Annotated in this window: 9 protein-coding genes; 2 read left to right on the forward strand and 7 right to left on the reverse strand. The window is 74.6% G+C overall.

The features are described 5' to 3' along the window. Window positions 1–562: 562 nt before the first annotated feature. From ACZ6AQ_RS03565 to ACZ6AQ_RS03590, 6 genes are all read right to left on the reverse strand, one after another. Window positions 563–2,377: a GMC oxidoreductase gene (locus tag ACZ6AQ_RS03565; RefSeq protein ID WP_468757202.1), complete on the reverse strand. Its 1,815-nt coding sequence runs from the start codon at window positions 2,375–2,377 to the stop codon at window positions 563–565. 101 nt (window positions 2,378–2,478) lie between these two features. Further along, window positions 2,479–4,140, reverse strand: a complete 1,662-nt coding sequence (locus tag ACZ6AQ_RS03570; RefSeq protein WP_468757204.1) for a succinic semialdehyde dehydrogenase — start codon at window positions 4,138–4,140, stop codon at window positions 2,479–2,481. 151 nt (window positions 4,141–4,291) lie between these two features. Next, a complete protein-coding gene (locus ACZ6AQ_RS03575) occupies window positions 4,292–6,070 on the reverse strand; it encodes a serine/threonine-protein kinase (RefSeq protein ID WP_468757205.1) in 1,779 nt (592 codons plus the stop codon). Between the two features lie 146 nt (window positions 6,071–6,216). Beyond that, window positions 6,217–9,585, reverse strand: a complete 3,369-nt coding sequence (locus tag ACZ6AQ_RS03580; protein WP_468757206.1) for a protein kinase — start codon at window positions 9,583–9,585, stop codon at window positions 6,217–6,219. A gap of 163 nt (window positions 9,586–9,748) precedes the next feature. After that, complete coding sequence (locus ACZ6AQ_RS03585) at window positions 9,749–12,121, reverse strand: serine/threonine-protein kinase (RefSeq protein WP_468757208.1); 2,373 nt, start codon at window positions 12,119–12,121, stop codon at window positions 9,749–9,751. Window positions 12,122–12,587: 466 nt separating this feature from the next. Continuing rightward, the gene (locus tag ACZ6AQ_RS03590) at window positions 12,588–14,294 is read right to left on the reverse strand and encodes a glycerol-3-phosphate dehydrogenase/oxidase (protein ID WP_468757209.1); all 1,707 of its coding nucleotides are present in this window, start codon (window positions 14,292–14,294) and stop codon (window positions 12,588–12,590) included. Window positions 14,295–14,646: 352 nt separating this feature from the next. Between ACZ6AQ_RS03590 and ACZ6AQ_RS03595 the strand changes: the two genes are divergently transcribed. Both ACZ6AQ_RS03595 and ACZ6AQ_RS03600 read left to right on the forward strand, forming a co-directional pair. Beyond that, the gene (locus tag ACZ6AQ_RS03595) at window positions 14,647–15,888 is read left to right on the forward strand and encodes a nucleotide sugar dehydrogenase (protein ID WP_468757210.1); all 1,242 of its coding nucleotides are present in this window, start codon (window positions 14,647–14,649) and stop codon (window positions 15,886–15,888) included. 139 nt (window positions 15,889–16,027) lie between these two features. Then, on the forward strand, window positions 16,028–16,513 hold the full coding sequence (locus ACZ6AQ_RS03600) for a hypothetical protein (RefSeq protein ID WP_468757211.1): 486 nt from the start codon (window positions 16,028–16,030) through the stop codon (window positions 16,511–16,513). Between the two features lie 67 nt (window positions 16,514–16,580). On the opposite strand, the gene ACZ6AQ_RS03605 is transcribed toward ACZ6AQ_RS03600, so the two are convergent. Next, a complete protein-coding gene (locus ACZ6AQ_RS03605; protein ID WP_467386311.1) occupies window positions 16,581–17,705 on the reverse strand; it encodes a GuaB3 family IMP dehydrogenase-related protein in 1,125 nt (374 codons plus the stop codon). Window positions 17,706–17,794 lie beyond the last annotated feature (89 nt).

Below are 17,794 nucleotides of genomic sequence, written 5' to 3' on the forward strand. Positions count from 1 at the left end.
GTCGTGGGACCTCGCACCAGCGCGTGTGGCCGGACGGCAGGGGACAGCGGTCCGGTCGCCAAGAAAGGGCGGTCGGTCCCGGGGACGCCCGGGACCGACCGCAACCGGCTTCCCGGCCGCACCCCGACGGCTCCGGCACCGCACGGAACCGCCGAGCCCGCACGGAGCCCCGAGCCCGTACGGAACCCCGTCCCGCGCCCTCGTCCCCTTCGCCCGTCCCCTTCGTTCGCTCCCCCGCCCCCTCCGTCCCGCACCCTCCCCGTTCCTCCTCCCCGGCGGCGCGTCCTCCCGGCGCCGCAGCGCTCGGCACCGCCGCTGCCTTGACACCGGTGCCGACCCCGAGGGCCCCGTGCCGCGACCGGAATCGCGCCACGGGGCCCTCGTTCGCGCCCGAAGCGGGTGTGACTCACATCACAAGCACGTCCCGCGCATCCCCTACAACCAATCCCGGGGATCACGGGTCATCTATGCGGCACCACCAAAAACTGGAAGGGCGCTGCACTCGGAGGGGGGTGCAGCGCCCTTTCGCACGAGCGGGCCGTCCCGGCCGGGACGGCGTGCGTCACGCCCGCTTGGGCGGGACCGCCGGCATCCCCAGGAACGGCAGCCGCAGGGCGCCGAACGCCCCGGCCGGGACGACGGGGGACTTCGGTTCGACCGCCGCGAGCCGCACGTACTCCCCGCCCTGCTCCGGGCGCGGGTCCTCCTCGCCCTTGTTGGGCCAGAAGGACATGGCCCGTTCCGCCTGGGCGGTGATCGTCAGGGACGGGTTCACGCCGAGGTTGGCGGAGACGGCCGCTCCGTCGACGACGGAGATCCCGGGGTGGCCGTAGAGCCGGTGGTACGGGTCGATGACGCCGGACCCGGCGTCGGCGCCGATCGGGCAGCCGCCCAGGAAGTGGGCGGTGAGCGGGGTGCCCATCAGCTCGCCGACGTTGGACCCCGCGAAGCCGTTGATCTCCTCGGCGAGGAGGGTGGCGGCCTGCGTGGCCTCCGGGATCTGCACCGGGTTCGGCGCCCCGTGCCCCTGGCGGGCCGTGAGCAGGCCCTTCCCGATGCCGCCGGGCTTGCGGTAGGTGGTCAGGGAGTTGTCGAGGGACTGCATGACCAGGCCGATGATGGTCCGCTCCGACCACTTCCGGTTGGAGAGCGAGCGGGCGGCGAGCGCCGGGTGACGGAGCAGGTTGAGGAACCAGCCGCGCACCCGGTGGGCGCCGTAGGGCACCTGGAGGACGGTCAGGCTGCCCATGGAGTTGGAGCCCTTGCCGTACCGCACCGGCTCGATGTGGGTGTTCGCGTTCGGGTGCACGGACGAGGTGATGGCGACGCCCCGGGTGAAGTCGGCCTTCTCCGCGCCGTGCTTCTTCCGGTAGCGGCGGTCGGTGGTCTGCGCGCCGACCAGTCCTTCGGAGTTGGTGCGGGTGAGCTCGCCGAGCCGGTTCGAGATCCGGGGCAGCAGCCCGGTGTCCTTCATCCGGTGGAGCAGGGTCTGCGTGCCGTACGTGCCGGCCGCGATCACCACCCGGCGGGCCGTGAACGTCCGGCCCTTCCCCTTCTTGCGGTTGTCCGTGGGCAGGGTCTTCACCGCGAAGCCGCCCCGCGAGTCCTCGGTGACGGTGACGACGGTCGTCATGGGGTGGACGGTCGCGCCCGCCTTCTCGGCGAGGTACAGGTAGTTCTCGTTGAGGGTGTTCTTGGCGCCGTGCCGGCAGCCGGTCATGCACTCGCCGCACTCGGAGCAGGCCCGCCGGGACGGACCCGCGCCACCGAAGTAGGGGTCGGGGGCCTCCCCGCCCGGCTTCGCCCTGGTCTTCCCGTCGGCGTCCTCGCCGTCCCCGAAGAAGACCCCGACGGGCGCCATGTGGAAGGTGTCGCCGATGCCCATCGCCTGCGCGGCCGACTTGAGGTGCACGTCGGAGGGGGTCATCGTCGGGTTGAGCCGGACGCCGAGCATCCGCTTGGCCTGGTCGTAGTACGGCCGCAGCTCGTCCTCCCAGTCCGTGATGTCCTTCCACTGCGGGTCCTCGAAGAACGCCTTGAGCGGTACGTAGAGGGTGTTGGCGTAGTTGAGGGATCCGCCGCCCACGCCGGCGCCCGCGAGCACCATGACGCTGCCGAGCAGGTGGATGCGCTGGAGGCCGTAGAGGCCGAGGGCGGGGGCCCACAGGAAGTTCTTCAGGTCCCAGGAGTTCTTCGGCAGCGTCTCGCGGGTGAAGCGGCGGCCGGCCTCCAGGACGCCGACCCGGTAGCCCTTCTCGGTGAGCCGGAGGGCGGTGACCGAACCGCCGAAGCCGGAGCCGACGACGAGGACGTCGTAGTCGTACGCGTCGTCCGCGTCGCTCGCTTCCTGATTCTGGGCAGGGGGTACCGCGGTCATGGCTCTCCTCGTGCGGAAAGGGGCGAAAGGATCGGGCGGCACGGGTGCCCGTGCCGGCGCGGACGCGGGGTCCGGGCCGGGACGGACGGGCCGGTGCGGGATCAGCGCAGGCGCAGGGCCTTCATCACCTTCAGGGACGTGCTCATGAACGCGGCGTACTTCTCGTCGTCCATTCCGAAGGAGGGCGCGAGCGGGATCAGCCGCTGCTGGGCGACGGTCTGCGCCTCGGTGTACTTGAGGATGCCCTCCGAGCCGTGGCGGCGGCCGAGCCCGGAGTCCTTCATGCCGCCCATCGGGGACTGCACGCTGCCGTAGGCGGGGGCGTACCCCTCGTTGATGTTGACGGTGCCGGTGCGCAGCCGGGCGGCGACGGCGTGGCCACGGCGCGAGTCCTTCGTCCAGACGGAGGAGTTCAGGCCGTACGGGGTGGCGTTGGCCAGCTCGACGACCTCGTCCTCGTCCGTGAAGCGGTAGACGGAGACGACCGGTCCGAAGGTCTCCTCGTTGCAGACGGTCATCGGGGCCTCGACGCCGTCGAGGATGGTCGGCTCGTAGAAGAGGGGACCGACGTCGGGGCGGGCGACGCCGCCCGCGACGAGCTTGGCGCCCTTGGCGACGGCCTCCTCCACGTGCCGCTTGACCGTCTCCAGCTGCCGCTCCCCGACGAGGGAGCCCATGTCGGCCCCGTACGCGAGGGAGGTGCCGAGCCGCATCGCCTTCGTGCGGGCGGCGAAGCGGGCGACGAAGTCGTCCGCGACGGACTCGTGCACGTACAGGCGCTCGATGGAGATGCAGAGCTGTCCGGCGGAGGAGAAGCAGGCGCGGACGGCGCCGGCGGCGGCCTTCTCGACGTCGGCGTCCTTCAGGACGAGCATGGCGTTCTTGCCGCCGAGTTCGAGGGAGACGCCGACGAGACGGGCGGCGGCCCCCTGCGCGACCTCGCGGCCGGTACGGGTGGAGCCGGTGAAGGAGACGTAGTCGGCGTGGCGGACGACCTCGGGGCCGACGACCGGGCCCTCGCCCAGGACGACCTGGAAGACCTCGGCGGGCAGTCCGGCCTCGATGAGCAGGTCACGGGCCCACAGCGCGGTGAGCGCGGTCTCGGTGTCGGGCTTCATGACGACGGCGTTGCCCGAGACGAAGGCCGGGAGGGCGTCGCCGACGGAGAGTTCGAGCGGGTAGTTCCAGGGCGCGATCTGGCCGACGACCCCGCGCGGCTGGCGCAGCTCGGTGACCTTGGTGAGGGTCGGCACGACACCGGTGTGGTGGCGGGGGCGCAGGTAGGAGGACGCCTTGCGGCCGTAGTGGCGGGCGGCGACGGCGACGGCCTGGATCTCCTCGTGGGCGTGCAGGCGCGCCTTGCCCGTCTCCAGCTGGATGAGGTCGAGGACCTCGGCCTGCCGCTGGAGGACGAGGTCGTGGAAGCGGAGGAGGACGGCGGCGCGGGCCCTGACCGGGGTGGCGGCCCAGACCGGCTGGGCGGCACGGGCGCGGGCGAACGCCTCGGCGACGTCCTCGGGGGTGGACTCGGGCAGGTCCGCCAGCTTCTCCCCGGTGAAGGGGGTGTGGTTGGCGGTCCGGCCGGAGCCGACCACCCCGCGGGTGAGCCGGGCGACCACGTCGGGGGTCACGACGTCGGCGGCGGTCCGGACGCCGGGCGGCGCGGGCGCGACCGGGTTGGTCGCCCCGGCGGGGGCGGTCCCGGCCTTCACGGCGGGAGCGTCGGGAACCGAAGGGGCGGCGGGGGCCTGCGAGTCCGTCATGAGGGCGAGCGTAAGCCGCCGTCCGCCCTTTGGGTACCCGTCGGTAACGCGTTTTCACCACGGGCGCACACCGCGCCAGCGATCACTGGCACATAAGCCCTGATCAGGGACTCACGACTGCCGAAGGGCGGCCACGGAGATTTTTCGGCCTCTACCCGCTCGTCTGCTCGCCCGCTTCCCGCCAGTGCCGGAGGATGACGTCGAACTGCTTCCGGGTGGTCTCCCAGCTCGACTCGGGCGAGGACATGTAGAGGGCGTACTCGGTGCCGTCGTCGCCGTAGTACATCTGGTCGATCGCGCGCCGGGGGCCGGGGAAGGTCGTCTTCTCCGTCCAGGTGAACTCCCACAGGCAGGAGAGGGTCTGGTCGCGGTAGGTGGTCGGAAGGAGCTTGACCCGGGTGTAGTCCATCCGCTTCGCCAGGACGCGCTCCAGGTCCAGCGCGTGCATGTACGGGTTCTCGAAGTCGGGGCTGCGGTCGATGCTGATCCGGATGCGGTGGTTGCCGTTGTCCGGGGTGTAGTCGATCTGGTCGCCCTCCGTCTGGCGCGTCCAGCCGTCCGGGACGACGAGGCTGAAGCCCTCCGGGTCCTCGACGCGGTGCCAGCCGTCCGGGATGCCGGTCTTCCCGGGCTTCCCGGTCTTCCCGCCGGTCTTCCCGTCGGGGGGTCCGGTCGGGCCCGTGGCGGCGGTGCCGGCGGCGGCTCCGCCGGTGGCCGTGGCGACCGCTCCTCCGGAGCCGTCGGCGTCGCGGTCCCCCGCCCGGTTCATGGTGACGAAGACGGCGCCGCCCGCGACCAGCCCGGCGAGCACGGCCGCCAGGACGGCGGTGCGCCACCGGCCGCGCCCGGACGGGCCGGGCGCCACCGGCGGAGCGGTGTGGGGCGGCTGGGGCGGTCGGGGCACCGGGGAGGGCCGGGCGGCCCGGGGCGGCCGGGGCCACTGGGCGGTGGACCCGCGCGGTGCGGTGGACCCGCTCCCCGGGTCCGTGCGGTCCTCCGGGCGCTCCCGCTCCCGCTCGGCCTCCCCGGCCGCCCCGTCCGTGTCCTCCCTGGCCACGCGCTGGGTCGGCACGTACGCCTGGGCCGCCGCCGGCGTGCGTCCCTCCATCGCTTCGAGCAGCATCCGCTCGGCCTCGTCCGCGCGCGGCCGCTGTGCGGGGTCCTTGCGCAGCAGGGCCACGATGACGGGCGCCAGCGGACCCGCCTTCTCCGGGCGCGGCGGCTCCTCGGTCACCACGGCCTGCATGGTGCTGATCGGGGAGGTGCGGCGGAACGGCGAGGTGCCCTCCACCGCCGTGTAGAGCGTGGCGCCGAGCGACCAGAGGTCGGAGGCGGGGCCCGGGTCGCTGCCCCGCACGCGCTCGGGCGCCAGGTAGTCGATGGAGCCGACGAGTTCGCCGGTCCGGGTGATCGTCGAGTCCCCCTCGATCGCCGCGATCCCGAAGTCGGTGATCAGGACGCGGCCGTCGCGCGCGAGCAGGACGTTGCCCGGCTTGACGTCCCGGTGCAGCACTCCGGCCGCGTGCGCGGCGCGCAGCGCGCCGAGGACGTGCAGCCCGATCCTGGCCGCCTCGCGGGGCTCGATCGGCCCCGACTCCTTGGCGGCGTCGGCGAGCGAGGGCCCGTCGACGTACTGCATCACGATCCACGGCCGGTCGTCGTGCTCCAGGACGTCGTGCACGGTCACCACGCCCGGGTGCGTGATCCGCGCGGCGGCGCGCGCCTCCTTCTGCGTACGGGCGTGCAGCACGAGGCGGTCGGCCTCGGCCACGAACCGTCCGGCCGTCAGTTCCTTGACCGCCACCACGCGGTGCAGCACCTCGTCGTGCGCACGCCAGACCTTGCCCATGCCGCCGCGTCCGATGGACTCGCCCAGCCGGTAGCGCCCGGCGAGCAGCAGTCCGGACCCCGTGCTCTGTGAATGTTCCACTTGCCCCCGCCCGTTCCTTCTGGAGCCAGATTACGGAGGGGGGCACGGGCGGCGGAACCTCGGGGCCGTCAAAGGAACAGCACTGTGACCGTGGGCCGGTGGGAATCCTCCGTCCCAACAGGGGCCGGGGGCGGGCCCGTAGGGATTCAGCGGCCCGGCCGGAACGCCTTGGTGGCCTCGTCGTGGATCTCGGAGACCCTGTCCCGTTCGGCGTAGGGGCCGATGACCTGGACGACGTGGTACCGGCCGCCGTCGATCAGGACGAGGTTGCGGACGAACACCTCGCGGCCCGTGCCGTCCAGCCACCAGTAACTGCCCGTGGCCGTCGCCGTGCTGCCGACGTCGATCCGGCGCGTCCGCTCGGCCCCCGACCAGCTGGACGCCCGCCACGGCTCCAGCTCGCGCTCCTTGGCGTTCTGGTACACCAGCGGGTCGGAACCGTTGTCCCTGACGCTGTCACGTCCCGGAACCACGATCATCGTGAAGTCGCCGCCCGTGTAGCGCACTTGACCGGCGTCGTTGATCGGGCTGCGCCGCCAGCCGTTCGGCACCCCGATCCGGAACCCCTCCGGGTCCTGGCGCAGGGTGTACCCGGCGGCCGGCGCGGGGGCGGACGGGTTCGCCGGGGGCGGGGTCGTGGCCGGCGCACCGGTCCGCCCGGTGCTCGCCGACGGGCCGCTCGCGGTGGGACCGCCCGTACCGGCACCGCCCGTAGGGGGTGCGGCGGTGCCCGGGTCCGGGCGGGTCGTGGGCGTGCCCGGCTCGGGCGCGCTCCCCTCGCGGGACATGAAGAGGACGGCGTACGCGACGACCCCGGCGAGCAGCAGGAGGACCAGAGCCAGGAGCATGCAGCCCAGGGAACGGGGCGAACCCGAAGCCCCGGCGGGCGTGCGCGGGGCGCGCGGGGGCCGGGGCGCACGCGGGGCGCGCTGGGGAAGCTCCTCGTGGTATCCCTCGTCGAACTCCTCACGGACGTCGTCCCGTACGCGCGGGTGCCCGGCCTCCCGGGCGTGTCCGGTCCCACGGGCGGACGCGTACGGCTCGGGCGGGGGCGCGGGCGCGTACGGCTCGGGTGCGTACGACTCGGGTGCGTACGACTCGGACCCCGATGTGTACTCGGGCGCGGGCGTGTACTCGGGCGCGTGCGCGTGCTGCCGGACGGCCCCGTGGTCCTGCGCGCGCGTGTCCTCGTGCCGGGTCACGGCGTGCGGGTCCCGGCCGCGCCTGTGACGACGGCGGCCCGCTCCCTCCCCCTCGGCCCCCTTGCCGCTCTTGCCCCTCTTGTCGGCTTTACCGCCCTTGCGCCACCGGCGCACCAGTTCGCCGCGCCGGCGCACGATCGGCAGCCGCGCCCCGTCGGACGGCAGCGGTACGACGCCGAACCCGGCGTCCGGCTCGGGCGCCGAGCGGACGAGGGAGCGCAGCCAGCCGCGCAGCTCCTCGAAGTCGGGCCGCTCGTCCGGGTCCTGGCGCAGCAGGGACTCCACGACCGGGCGCAGGGGTCCGCACTCCTCGGCGAAGGCGGGCGGCTCGGCGCAGACGAGCTGGACCAGTTCGGCCGCGCTGTCCTCCGGGTAGGGGGCGTGGCCCTGGACCGCCCGGTAGAGGAGCGCGCCGAGTGCCCACAGGTCGGTGGCGGGTCCGACGGGCGGCGCCAGGCGCCAGTTCTCGTACACGGGACCGGCCTGTTCGGGCGCCCAGCGCTCGGTGACGGCGCCGACGACCGCGATCCGGGTCTGCCGGGCCCGCTCGGCGGCGAGACGCGTGGCCGGTCCCCGGTGGACCTCGGCCGGCACGGGTTCCCGCCGGGCCTCCGGGACGCCCGCGGCGACCGGGAGGCGCTCGGTCCCGGGGGCCGCCGTGTATCCGGCGGGCAGCGCCGGGCGTCCCGAGCCGGGCAGCACGGGACCCCGGCCGGAACCGCCGCCGGCCGGTATCGGACCGGAGCCGTCCCGCGCGCTGTGCGGGCCGTCGCTCCAGCTGCCGGTCAGCATCACGCGCGGCGGGCCCGTCCTCGGGCCGCCGCCGTACGGCTCGTCGCCGTCGCCGTCGTCGTCGTCCTCGTCCGCCACCCGCGACCACCACTGCGGCTCGGGCGCGCCGACCGCCTGCGCCGTGGGCGGTGGAGGCGGCGCGGGCGGTTCCGGGGACGCGGGGCGCTGCACGGGCAGGGCACCGGTCTCGCCCATCCGGGCGGCGGCCCGCGCACCGGCCCGGTAGGCGGCGATGGCCCCGGCCCGCGCGGCCCGTACGTCGGCGGTCGGCGGCGTCGCGACGGGCCGCGCCTCTGCCGGGGGCGCCGTCGCCCGCCCGTAGGGGTCGGCGCCGTAGGCGTCGGGGGCGGGGGGCTCCGGAGAGTCGTCGTGAGGGGCCCCGTGCGAGGCGCCCTCGGGGCCGGCCTCGGGGTCGGTGCCGGTCCCGGCGTGGTCATCGCCTCCGGGGTGCGTGCCGGCCCCGACGGCGTCGGCCCCGGTCTCCGGGGCGCGGGCGGGCTCGTGCCACGCGCCGGTCACGGCTCCCCCGTCCGGGTCCGCCCCGGGGCGGTCGTCGCCGTCCGGCCCGTGGGGGACCGCCTCGTACACCTCCGGGCGACGGGGCCCGGAGCCGTACGCCCCGGAAGCGTGGGCGTCGGGGTGGTACTCCTCGGAGTCGTACTCCTTGGGCACGTACACGGTGGCCCCGTACTCGTCCGCGTACGCGTACCGCCCGGAGGCGTGCTCCTCCGGCTCGTACCCTCCGGACGGCCCGTGGGCCTCCGGCCCGTGCGGCTCCTCGTGCGGCTCCTCGTACGCCTCCGGGCCGTACGCCTCCGGGCCGGTGGTCTCCGCCCCGTACGCCGCCTCCGGTCCGTACCCCTCCGTCCCCTCCGGAGAGGACGGGCGGCCGAACCCGTACGCGTCGTCCGGCTCGGGCGCCGGTACCGGCGCGTAGCCGCAGAGGGCCTCCTCGGCGGCGCCCACCGCGAGGCCCGTGAGCATCACCCGGCCGTCGTCGCAGACGAGCACGGTCCGGGAGGTGATGTTCCGGTGCACCCAGCCGTGGGCGTGGAGCGCGCGCAGGGCGGTGAGGACGTCGGCGCCGATCTCGGCCGCCCGGTACGGGTTGAGCGGCCGCTCGGCGAGGAACGCGGCCAGCGGCCTGGCCGCCACGCGTTCGCTGACTATCCACAGCGAACCGGCTTCCGCGAAGACGTCGAAGACCTGGTCCAGTAAGGGGTGGTCGGGGATCTGCGCGGCGGCCTGGGCCGCCTCGATCGCCCGGCGCACGACGGGTTCGGCGGGCCGGCGGGTGGCCCGTCCCGCACCGTCGCGGGGATCGGCGGGGCCGTCGTCGCCGTCGAGCACCTCGGCGTCCACGAACTCCGGCAGCGGCACCCGGCGGACCAGGACCTCCTGCCCGCTGTACGTGTCGAAGGCGTACGTCTCCGTCAGGTCGTCCCCGGCCGCGACCGCGTCCTCCGGCGGCAGCGGCAGACGGTAGCGGTCCGCGAGCACCCTTCCCGCGTAGTCGTCCACGACGCCTCCCCACGCGCGCTGTCCCCCGTGGACCTGCGGATACCCGGGATCGTGCGGGATCACGCGGGTCCGCCGGTTCCGGTCCGGTCAGGTCCGGGACCGTACGGCCGACGGCTCTGTTCGACCGTGTACGGTTCCCGGTCCCTCACGATACGGGCCGGGCTCAGCCCTTGGGGCTGAACGTGGCGAACGCCGTCTCCCGCAGCGTCCTGCACTCCGGGCCGTTCCACTCGCCCGCCGCGCAGGTGACCATGATGGAGTAGCCGCGTCCGGCGTCCACCTTGAAGCCGCGGTTGAGCACGTGGACGCGCACGCCCTTCTGGGTGCGCTCGAACTCCCAGTCGGCGACCGTCGGGTAGCCCTTGTACGAGACGGGGCTGATGCCGATGTGCTTGTAGTCCTTGCTGGTGGCGGCCACGCCGATCTTGGCCAGCTCCCAGGCGCTCGCCGCGTTGTCCTTCGGGCTGTCGTTGAAGTCGACCTGGACGCGCGGGAATCCGCCGTTCTCGCTGAAGATGCCGCCGAGGTCGTATCCGGGGATGGTGCTGAGCCGGAAGGTCGCGGGCATGGCCATGGTGAAGTGGAAGCGGTCGCTGGTGACGAGGGTGTAGCCGGCGGGCAGCGGCGCGCCCGTGCCGCCGGACGGCGTTCCGGAAGGCGTGCCGGAGGGGGTTCCCGACGGCGTGGCGCCGTTCGTGCCGCCGGTGCCCGCCGAGCCGGTGGCGCCGTCGCCGCCGGGCTGTGCACCGCCCTGCTGCCCGGGATCGGCCGGGTCCTTGCCGCCGCCGGAACCGTCCGTGCCGTCCCGGCCGCCCGTGGAGGCGCCGGCCGAGGCCGCGGTGTCGTCCTTCCCCTTGTCCGCGTCGCCCCCGCCGAGGGAGACCGCCAGGATCGTCCCGAGCAGGGCGAGGACCACGACGGCGGCGATGACGACCAGGGTGCGGCGGGGCACGACGTCGGTCAGCGGCGCGCGGGCCGGGGCCTGCCTGCCGCCGCCCTGGAGCGGCTGGGGCTTCGGCCTCGGCTCCGCCTTCGCGGAGGCCGCCGCGTCGCGCACGGACCTCAGGGCGCCCCGCATCCGCTCGGACGTCGCGTCCGGGCCCTTGTCCCGGCCGGCCGCCGGGGCCGCCGGCGTCCCCGTGGGGTGCGGCGGCAGCGGTACGACCCTGGTCACCTCGGGGGAGACCGGGGGCGTCTCCGCCGGCGCGTCGAGCACGGCCCGCAGCAGGACCCGGGCGCCGGCGTCGTCGAGCCGCTGCGCCGGGTCCTTGGCGAGGAGGCCGTAGATGACCTTCTCGAGTTCGGGACCCGCGTTCTTCGGGGGGTCGACCGGCTCGGTCATCACCGCGGTGAGGGTGGCGATGGCGGAGCCCTTGTCGTACGGCGGGGTGCCCTCGACGGCCGCGTAGATGAGGCCGCCGAGCGACCACATGTCGGCGGCGGGGCCGGGCTTGTGGCCCCGGGCGCGCTCGGGCGAGATGTAGGAGGGGGCGCCGACGAGCATGCCGGTGGAGGTGATCGAGGGGTCGCCCTCCACCTGGGCGATGCCGAAGTCGGTGAGGACGACGCGGCCGTCCTCGGCGATCAGCACGTTGGACGGCTTCACGTCGCGGTGCAGGATGCCCTCGCGGTGGGCCGAACGCAGCACGTCGAGGATGGCGAGGCCGACCTCGGCGGCGCGCCGGGGCGTGAGGGTGCCGTCCTCGCGCACGGCGTCCGCGAGGGACTTGCCCTCGATCAGCTCCATGACGATCCACGGGCGGTCGTCCTCGTCGACGACGTCGTACACGGTCACGGCGCCGTTGTTGCGGATCCTGGCGATGGCCTTCGCCTCGCGCAGGGTCCGGGTGATGAGGCGTCGCTTCTCGTCCTCGTCGATGCTGCTGGGGAAGCGGAGCTCCTTGACGGCGACGGTGCGGCCGAGGGTCTCGTCGGTGGCGCGCCACACGGTGCCCATGCCGCCGCGCCCGAGGACCGCGCCGAGCCGGTAGCGGCCGGCGAGCAGCCGCCCCTCGCCCGCCGGGTTCCCGCGCGGCTCGCCGCCGCGCGCCGTGCCGCCGCCGTCGCGCGCGGCACCGGGGTTCGCGGTCGTCCCGCGCCCGTCACCGCCGTCGCCGTCCCCGGCGCCGAATCCGGCGCGCCCGGTGGACGGCTCGGTCCCCTGGAGCCGGCCGGCCGTCCCGGTCCTCCCGGCCCCGGCACCCGCCGCGCCGTCGGACCGCCCGCTTCCGGGGTCCTTCGCGCCCGTGGCGTCCGGGACGGCCCGCGCGCCCGGCGCGTCGGCGTCCGCGGCCCCCGCGCCCGACGGCCCGGTGCCCGGGGCGGTCTCCCCGGGCTCGGCGTCCTCGGTGTCGCGCGCTGCCCCCGCGCCCTCCCCGGAGTCCTGCGCACCTTGTCCGGCCTGCGTGTCCTTCGCGTCCCGCCCCGGCTCACGCGCGGCCGGAACCGTTCCTCGGTCGCCGTCGGTCGCGGCCCCCGCGGCGGCGTCCCGCCCGGGGTCCTTCGCCGTGTCCCGCGACTGCTCCGCCTCCGACATGCGTCCCCTCTGCGATCCCTGATCTCCGCCGCGTCTGCCGCTTCCCGCACGATGCGGTAACCCGCCCTGGAAGAGAGCCCATTGTCCCTCACCACGGGACGGGTGGCGCCCCCGGGTCCGCACTCCGGAACGACGACGCCGCCGCGCACTCCGGAGGTTCCCACCCGATACGGACGACCCGGGCGTCCGGGCGCGGGGCCGCGAAAGGGCCCCGGCAGGACCGCCGGAAGACGGCCGAAGGACCGTCAAAAGGCTGACGGGGGGCCGGGGGAGGAACACGGGAGGGGCGGGGAGGGGGCCGCGGGAGGAGCGGTGGAGAGCCCCCGGAACACCGGCGGGAAACCGCCGGAGAATTCCCCGCGGCGCCTCCGGAAAAACTCCCGGAGGACCACCGCGGAAACCGGAGGACCTCCGGAACCCTCCGGGAGGAATCCCTCCACACCCCTCCAGGACAGCCGAAACGCCGTCAGAGGGGCACGATGTCCGGCGCTCCCAGCCGCGCGGCGTCCGCCGCCAGGTCGTCGGGCTGCCGCTGCGACTCGCGTTCCGCCTCCACCCGCTTCCGGTAGTGCTCGACCTCCTTGTCGATCTGGTGGTCGTCCCAGCCGAGCACCGGAGCCATCAGCTCCGCGCATTCGCGGGCGCTGCGGGTGCCCCGGTCGAAGGTCTCGATGGAGATCCGGGTCCGCCGGGTGAGGACGTCGTCCAGGTGGCGGGCGCCCTCGTGCGAGGCGGCGTAGACGATCTCGGCGCGCAGGTAGTCGTCGGCCGCCGGAAGCGGCTCGCCGAGCCGGGGGTCCTCGGCGACGAGGTCGAGGACCTGCTCCGCCAGGGAGCCGTACCGGTTGAGGAGGTGCTCGACCCGCACGACGTGCAGCCCGTGCCGGGCGGCGATCCCGGCCCGCGCGTTCCACAGGGCCCGGTAGCCCTCGGCGCCGAGGAGCGGGGTGTCCTCCGTGACGCAGGGCGCGACGCGCTGGTCGAGGCCGTGCACCGCCTCGTCGACGGCGTCCTTCGCCATCACGCGGTACGTCGTGTACTTGCCGCCCGCCACCACGACCAGGCCGGGGACGGGGTGGGCGACGGTGTGTTCGCGCGAGAGTTTGCTGGTGGCGTCCGACTCGCCGGCGAGGAGGGGGCGCAGGCCCGCGTAGACGCCTTCGACGTCGTCCCGGGTGAGCGGGGTGGCGAGCACGGTGTTCACGTGCTCCAGGAGGTAGTCGATGTCGGCGCTGGACGCGGCCGGGTGGGTCTTGTCGAGGTCCCAGTCGGTGTCGGTGGTGCCGACGATCCAGTGGCGCCCCCAGGGGATCACGAACAGGACGGACTTCTCGGTCCGCAGGATCAGGCCGGTGGTGGAGTGGATGCGGTCCTTGGGCACGACGAGGTGGATGCCCTTGGAGGCGCGGACGTGGAACTGGCCGCGCTCCCCGATGAGGGCCTGGGTGTCGTCCGTCCACACCCCGGTGGCGTTGACGACCTGTTTGGCCCGGATCTCGTACTCGGCCCCGGCCTCGACGTCCTGGACGCGCGCGCCGACGACCCGCTCGCCCTCCCGGAGGAAGCCGACGACCCGGGCCCGGCTGGCGGCCCTGGCGCCGTAGGAGGCGGCCGTGCGCACGAGGGTGGTGACGAAGCGGGCGTCGTCCATCTGGGCGTCGTAGTACTGGAGGGCGCCGACCAGGGCGTCCTTCCGCAGGCAGGGGGCGACCCGCAGGGCGCGGCTCCGGGAGAGGTGCCGGTGGACGGGGAGGCCCCGGCCGTGGCCGGAGGAGAACGACATCGCGTCGTACAGCGCGACGCCCGAACCGGCGTAGAACCGCTCCCAGCCCTTGTGCTGGAGGGGGTAGAGGAAGGGGACCGGCTTCACCAGATGGGGGGCGAGCCGCTCCAGGAGGAGCCCGCGCTCCTTGAGCGCCTCGCGCACCAGGGCGAAGTCCAGCATCTCCAGATAGCGCAGGCCGCCGTGGATGAGCTTGCTGGACCTGCTGGAGGTGCCCGAGGCCCAGTCGCGGGCCTCGACGATGCCGGTGGAGAGCCCTCTCGTGACGGCGTCGAGGGCCGTGCCCGCGCCGACCACGCCGGCGCCGACGACCAGTACGTCCAGCTCGCGCCCGGCCATGGCCGTCAGCGCCTCGGCGCGCTCGGCCGGTCCCAGTTTCGCTGTCCTCACGTCTGCCGCCTCCCGTCGTCCCCCGTCTTCCGCGCACGGTCGTCCCGTCGCGGCGATCCCGCGCCCGGGGTGCCCCGCGCGCGTCCTTCCGCGTACCGGCTGCCCCGTCCGCGTCCTTCCCGCACACGAGCCGGGACCGTGTGGTCCGGCTCACAGTCCGATTCTGTCCCGCTCCGGCGACTTCAGCCACCGCCTCCCCGCCGACCTGTGGACAACACTCGGCGACCTGCGGCCACACAATGCACCATAACGGTCATATTTACGCCTAGTCTGACATTGCGTGCGACCCGTTCCGCCCACCGGGCTTGCGCGTCGCGTCCCCTCCGGCTATTGGGAAGGACGGTCCACCCCCATGCCCGCTGATCTCGCCGTCATCGGCCTCGGCCACCACGGACTCCCCCTCGCCCAGGCCGCGGCCGCCGCGGGCTTCGGCACCATCGGCTACGACGTCGATCCGCGCGCCGCCGCCGAACTCGCCGCCGGACGCTCCCCGGTCGAGGGCTCGCTCACCACGCCGGAGATCCGCCGGATGCTCGCGGGGGGCTTCCGCCCGACCGCCGACCCCGCCGAACTCGGCCGGGTCCGCACCGCCGTCCTCTGCGTCCCGACCCCCCTCGGCCCCGACCGGACCCTCGACCTCACCGCCGTCACCGACGCGGCCCGCGCCCTCGCCGCCCGGCTGCGCCCCCACACCACCGTCCTCCTGGAGTCCCCGGTCCCGCCGGGGACCACCGAGGGCCCGCTCCGCGACGTCCTCGAAGCCGGTTCCGGACTGCGCGCGGGCCGCGACTTCCACCTCGCGTACTCGCCCGGCCGGCTCGACCCCGGCAGCCGCACCCACGGCTACACCGGCACCCCCAAGGTCATCGGCGGCCTCACCCCCGCCTGCACCGAGTCCGCCGCCGCCTTCTACGGACGCCTCACCGACAAGGTGGTCCGCGCGCGCGGCCCCCGCGAGGCGGAGACGGTCAAGCTCCTGGAGACCAACTTCCGGCACGTCAACATCGCCCTCGTCAACGAGATGGCGGTCCTCTGCCACGAACTCGGCGTCGACGTGTGGGACGTCATCCGCTGCGCCGAGACCAAGCCCTTCGGCTTCCAGGCGTTCCGCCCCGGCCCCGGCGTCGGCGGCCACGGCGTCCCCGTCGACACCGTCGGCGCCCACCGTCCGCTCCGCCTCGTCGAACTCGCGGGCCAGGTCAACGAACGCATGCCGGGGTACGTCGTCCGCCGCGCCGCCACCCTCCTCAACGAACACGGCAAGTCGGCCCGGGGCGCCCGCGTCCTGCTGCTCGGCATCACGTACAAGCCCGACCTCTCCGACCGGCAGGGCTCCCCCGCCGACGAGATCGCCCGCCGCCTCATGGACCTGGGCGCGGCCGTCAGCTACCACGACCCCCACGTCCCCGACTGGCGCGTCCGCGACCTGCCCGTGCCCCGCGCCGACTCCCTCTACGAGGCGGCCGCCCACGCCGACCTGACGGTCCTCCTCCAGCACCACCGCACCTACGACCTCCAGGGCCTCTCGGTGAAGGCGCAGCTCCTCCTCGACACCCGGGGCGCCGTCCCGGCGGGGGCGGCCCACCGCCTCTGAGCCGGGGCGGCGGAAGGGCGGCGGGCCGGCCCGGAGGACGGTTCCGCCCGAAAACCCGTGTCTCCGTCACAGCGGGCTGCTAGCCTCCGGGCCTCTCGAACGCGCTTCCGCGCGTTTCCGTTCCCAGGGGGGAATCCGCATGTCCCAGCCCGTCCCGCCGCCCGGCAACCCGTTCGCCGGGGACGCCGCGCCCCAGCCCCACCCGGCACCGCCGTCCGCGCCCCGCGGCTCCCGCGTGGGCCTCGGCCTGCTGGCCGCCTTCGTCGCCGCGCTCGTCGCGGGGGGCGTGTACGGCGCCGTCATGGGCGGCATCGAACGGGAGATCGGCTGGGCCGCCGTCGGCGTCGGCGTCCTCGTCGGCCTCGCGGCCGGCAAGGTCGGCGGCGGCAACCCCGTCCTGCCCGTGGCCGGCGCGCTCCTCTCCGTGGGGGGCGTCTACCTCGGCCAGCTCCTCGGCATCGCGATCATCCTCGGCAAGCGGCTCGGCGTCCCCGCCACCGACCTCTTCTTCCAGGAGTTCGGCGCGCTGACCCAGGCGTGGAACGAGGCCAAGGACCCGATGACCTTCCTCTTCCTCGCCCTGGCCGCCTTCGCCGCCTTCTCGGGCGCGCGGAAGGCCGCCTGACCACGGCGCACACGCGCGTGGGGCCCCGCACCGGCCGGTGCGGGGCCCCACGCGGGTACGGGAGGCGTCAGCGCTTGTGCTGCGCGTCCGCGACCGTGACCTCGACGCGCTGGAACTCCTTGAGCTCGCTGTAGCCGGTGGTGGCCATCGCGCGGCGCAGGGCGCCGAAGAAGTTCATCGAGCCGTCCGGGATGTGCGACGGGCCCGCGAGGATCTCCTCGGTGGTGCCGACGATGCCCAGGTCCACCAGCTTGCCGCGCGGCACGTCCTCGTGGACGGCCTCCATGCCCCAGTGGTGGCCCTTGCCCGGCGCGTCCGTGGCGCGGGCCAGCGGCGAGCCGATCATCACGGCGTCGGCGCCGCAGGCGATCGCCTTCGGCAGGTCGCCGGACCAGCCCACGCCGCCGTCGGCGATGACGTGGACGTACCGGCCGCCGGACTCGTCCATGTAGTCGCGGCGCGCGGCGGCCACGTCCGCGACGGCGGTCGCCATCGGGACCTGGATGCCCAGGACGTTGCGGGTGGTGTGCGCGGCGCCGCCGCCGAAGCCGACCAGGACGCCCGCCGCGCCGGTGCGCATCAGGTGCAGGGCCGCGGTGTACGTGGCGCAGCCGCCGACGATGACCGGGACGTCCAGCTCGTAGATGAACTGCTTGAGGTTCAGCGGCTCGGCCGCGCCCGAGACGTGCTCGGCGGAGACCGTCGTACCGCGGATGACGAAGATGTCCACCCCGGCGTCCACGACGGCCTTGGAGAACTGCGCGGTGCGCTGCGGGGAGAGCGCGGCGGCGGTGACGACGCCGGAGTCGCGCACCTCCTTGATGCGCTGCCCGATCAGCTCCTCCTTGATGGGGGCCGCGTAGATCTCCTGGAGGCGGCGGGTCGCGGTCGCCTCGTCCATCTCCGCGATCTCGTCCAGCAGCGGCTGCGGGTCCTCGTACCGGGTCCACAGGCCCTCGAGGTTCAGGACGCCCAGGCCGCCCAGCTCGCCGATGCGGATGGCGGTCTGCGGGGAGACCACCGAGTCCATCGGAGCGGCCAGGAACGGCAGCTCGAAGCGGTAGGCGTCGATCTGCCAGGCGATCGAGACCTCCTTCGGGTCCCGGGTGCGCCGGCTGGGCACGACGGCGATGTCGTCGAACGCGTACGCCCTGCGGCCGCGCTTGCCGCGCCCGATCTCGATCTCAGTCACGATGTGTGGCCTCTCCCTCTACGTCTGCGCCTACCAGTATCCCCGACACGCGGGTGGGGGGCGGTTCCGGCCACGTGCCGGAACCGCCC

This window comes from Streptomyces sp. NPDC041191, from assembly GCF_055591945.1.

Bases quoted from the DNA above. Each gene is read 5' to 3' on its own strand.
- ACZ6AQ_RS03565 (WP_468757202.1), bottom strand. From the start codon at position 2,377: ATGACCGCGGTACCCCCTGCCCAGAATCAGGAAGCGAGCGACGCGGAC.
- ACZ6AQ_RS03570 (WP_468757204.1), bottom strand. From the start codon at position 4,140: ATGACGGACTCGCAGGCCCCCGCCGCCCCTTCGGTTCCCGACGCTCCC.
- ACZ6AQ_RS03585 (WP_468757208.1), bottom strand. From the start codon at position 12,121: ATGTCGGAGGCGGAGCAGTCGCGGGACACGGCGAAGGACCCCGGGCGG.
- ACZ6AQ_RS03595 (WP_468757210.1), top strand. From the start codon at position 14,647: ATGCCCGCTGATCTCGCCGTCATCGGCCTCGGCCACCACGGACTCCCC.
- ACZ6AQ_RS03600 (WP_468757211.1), top strand. From the start codon at position 16,028: ATGTCCCAGCCCGTCCCGCCGCCCGGCAACCCGTTCGCCGGGGACGCC.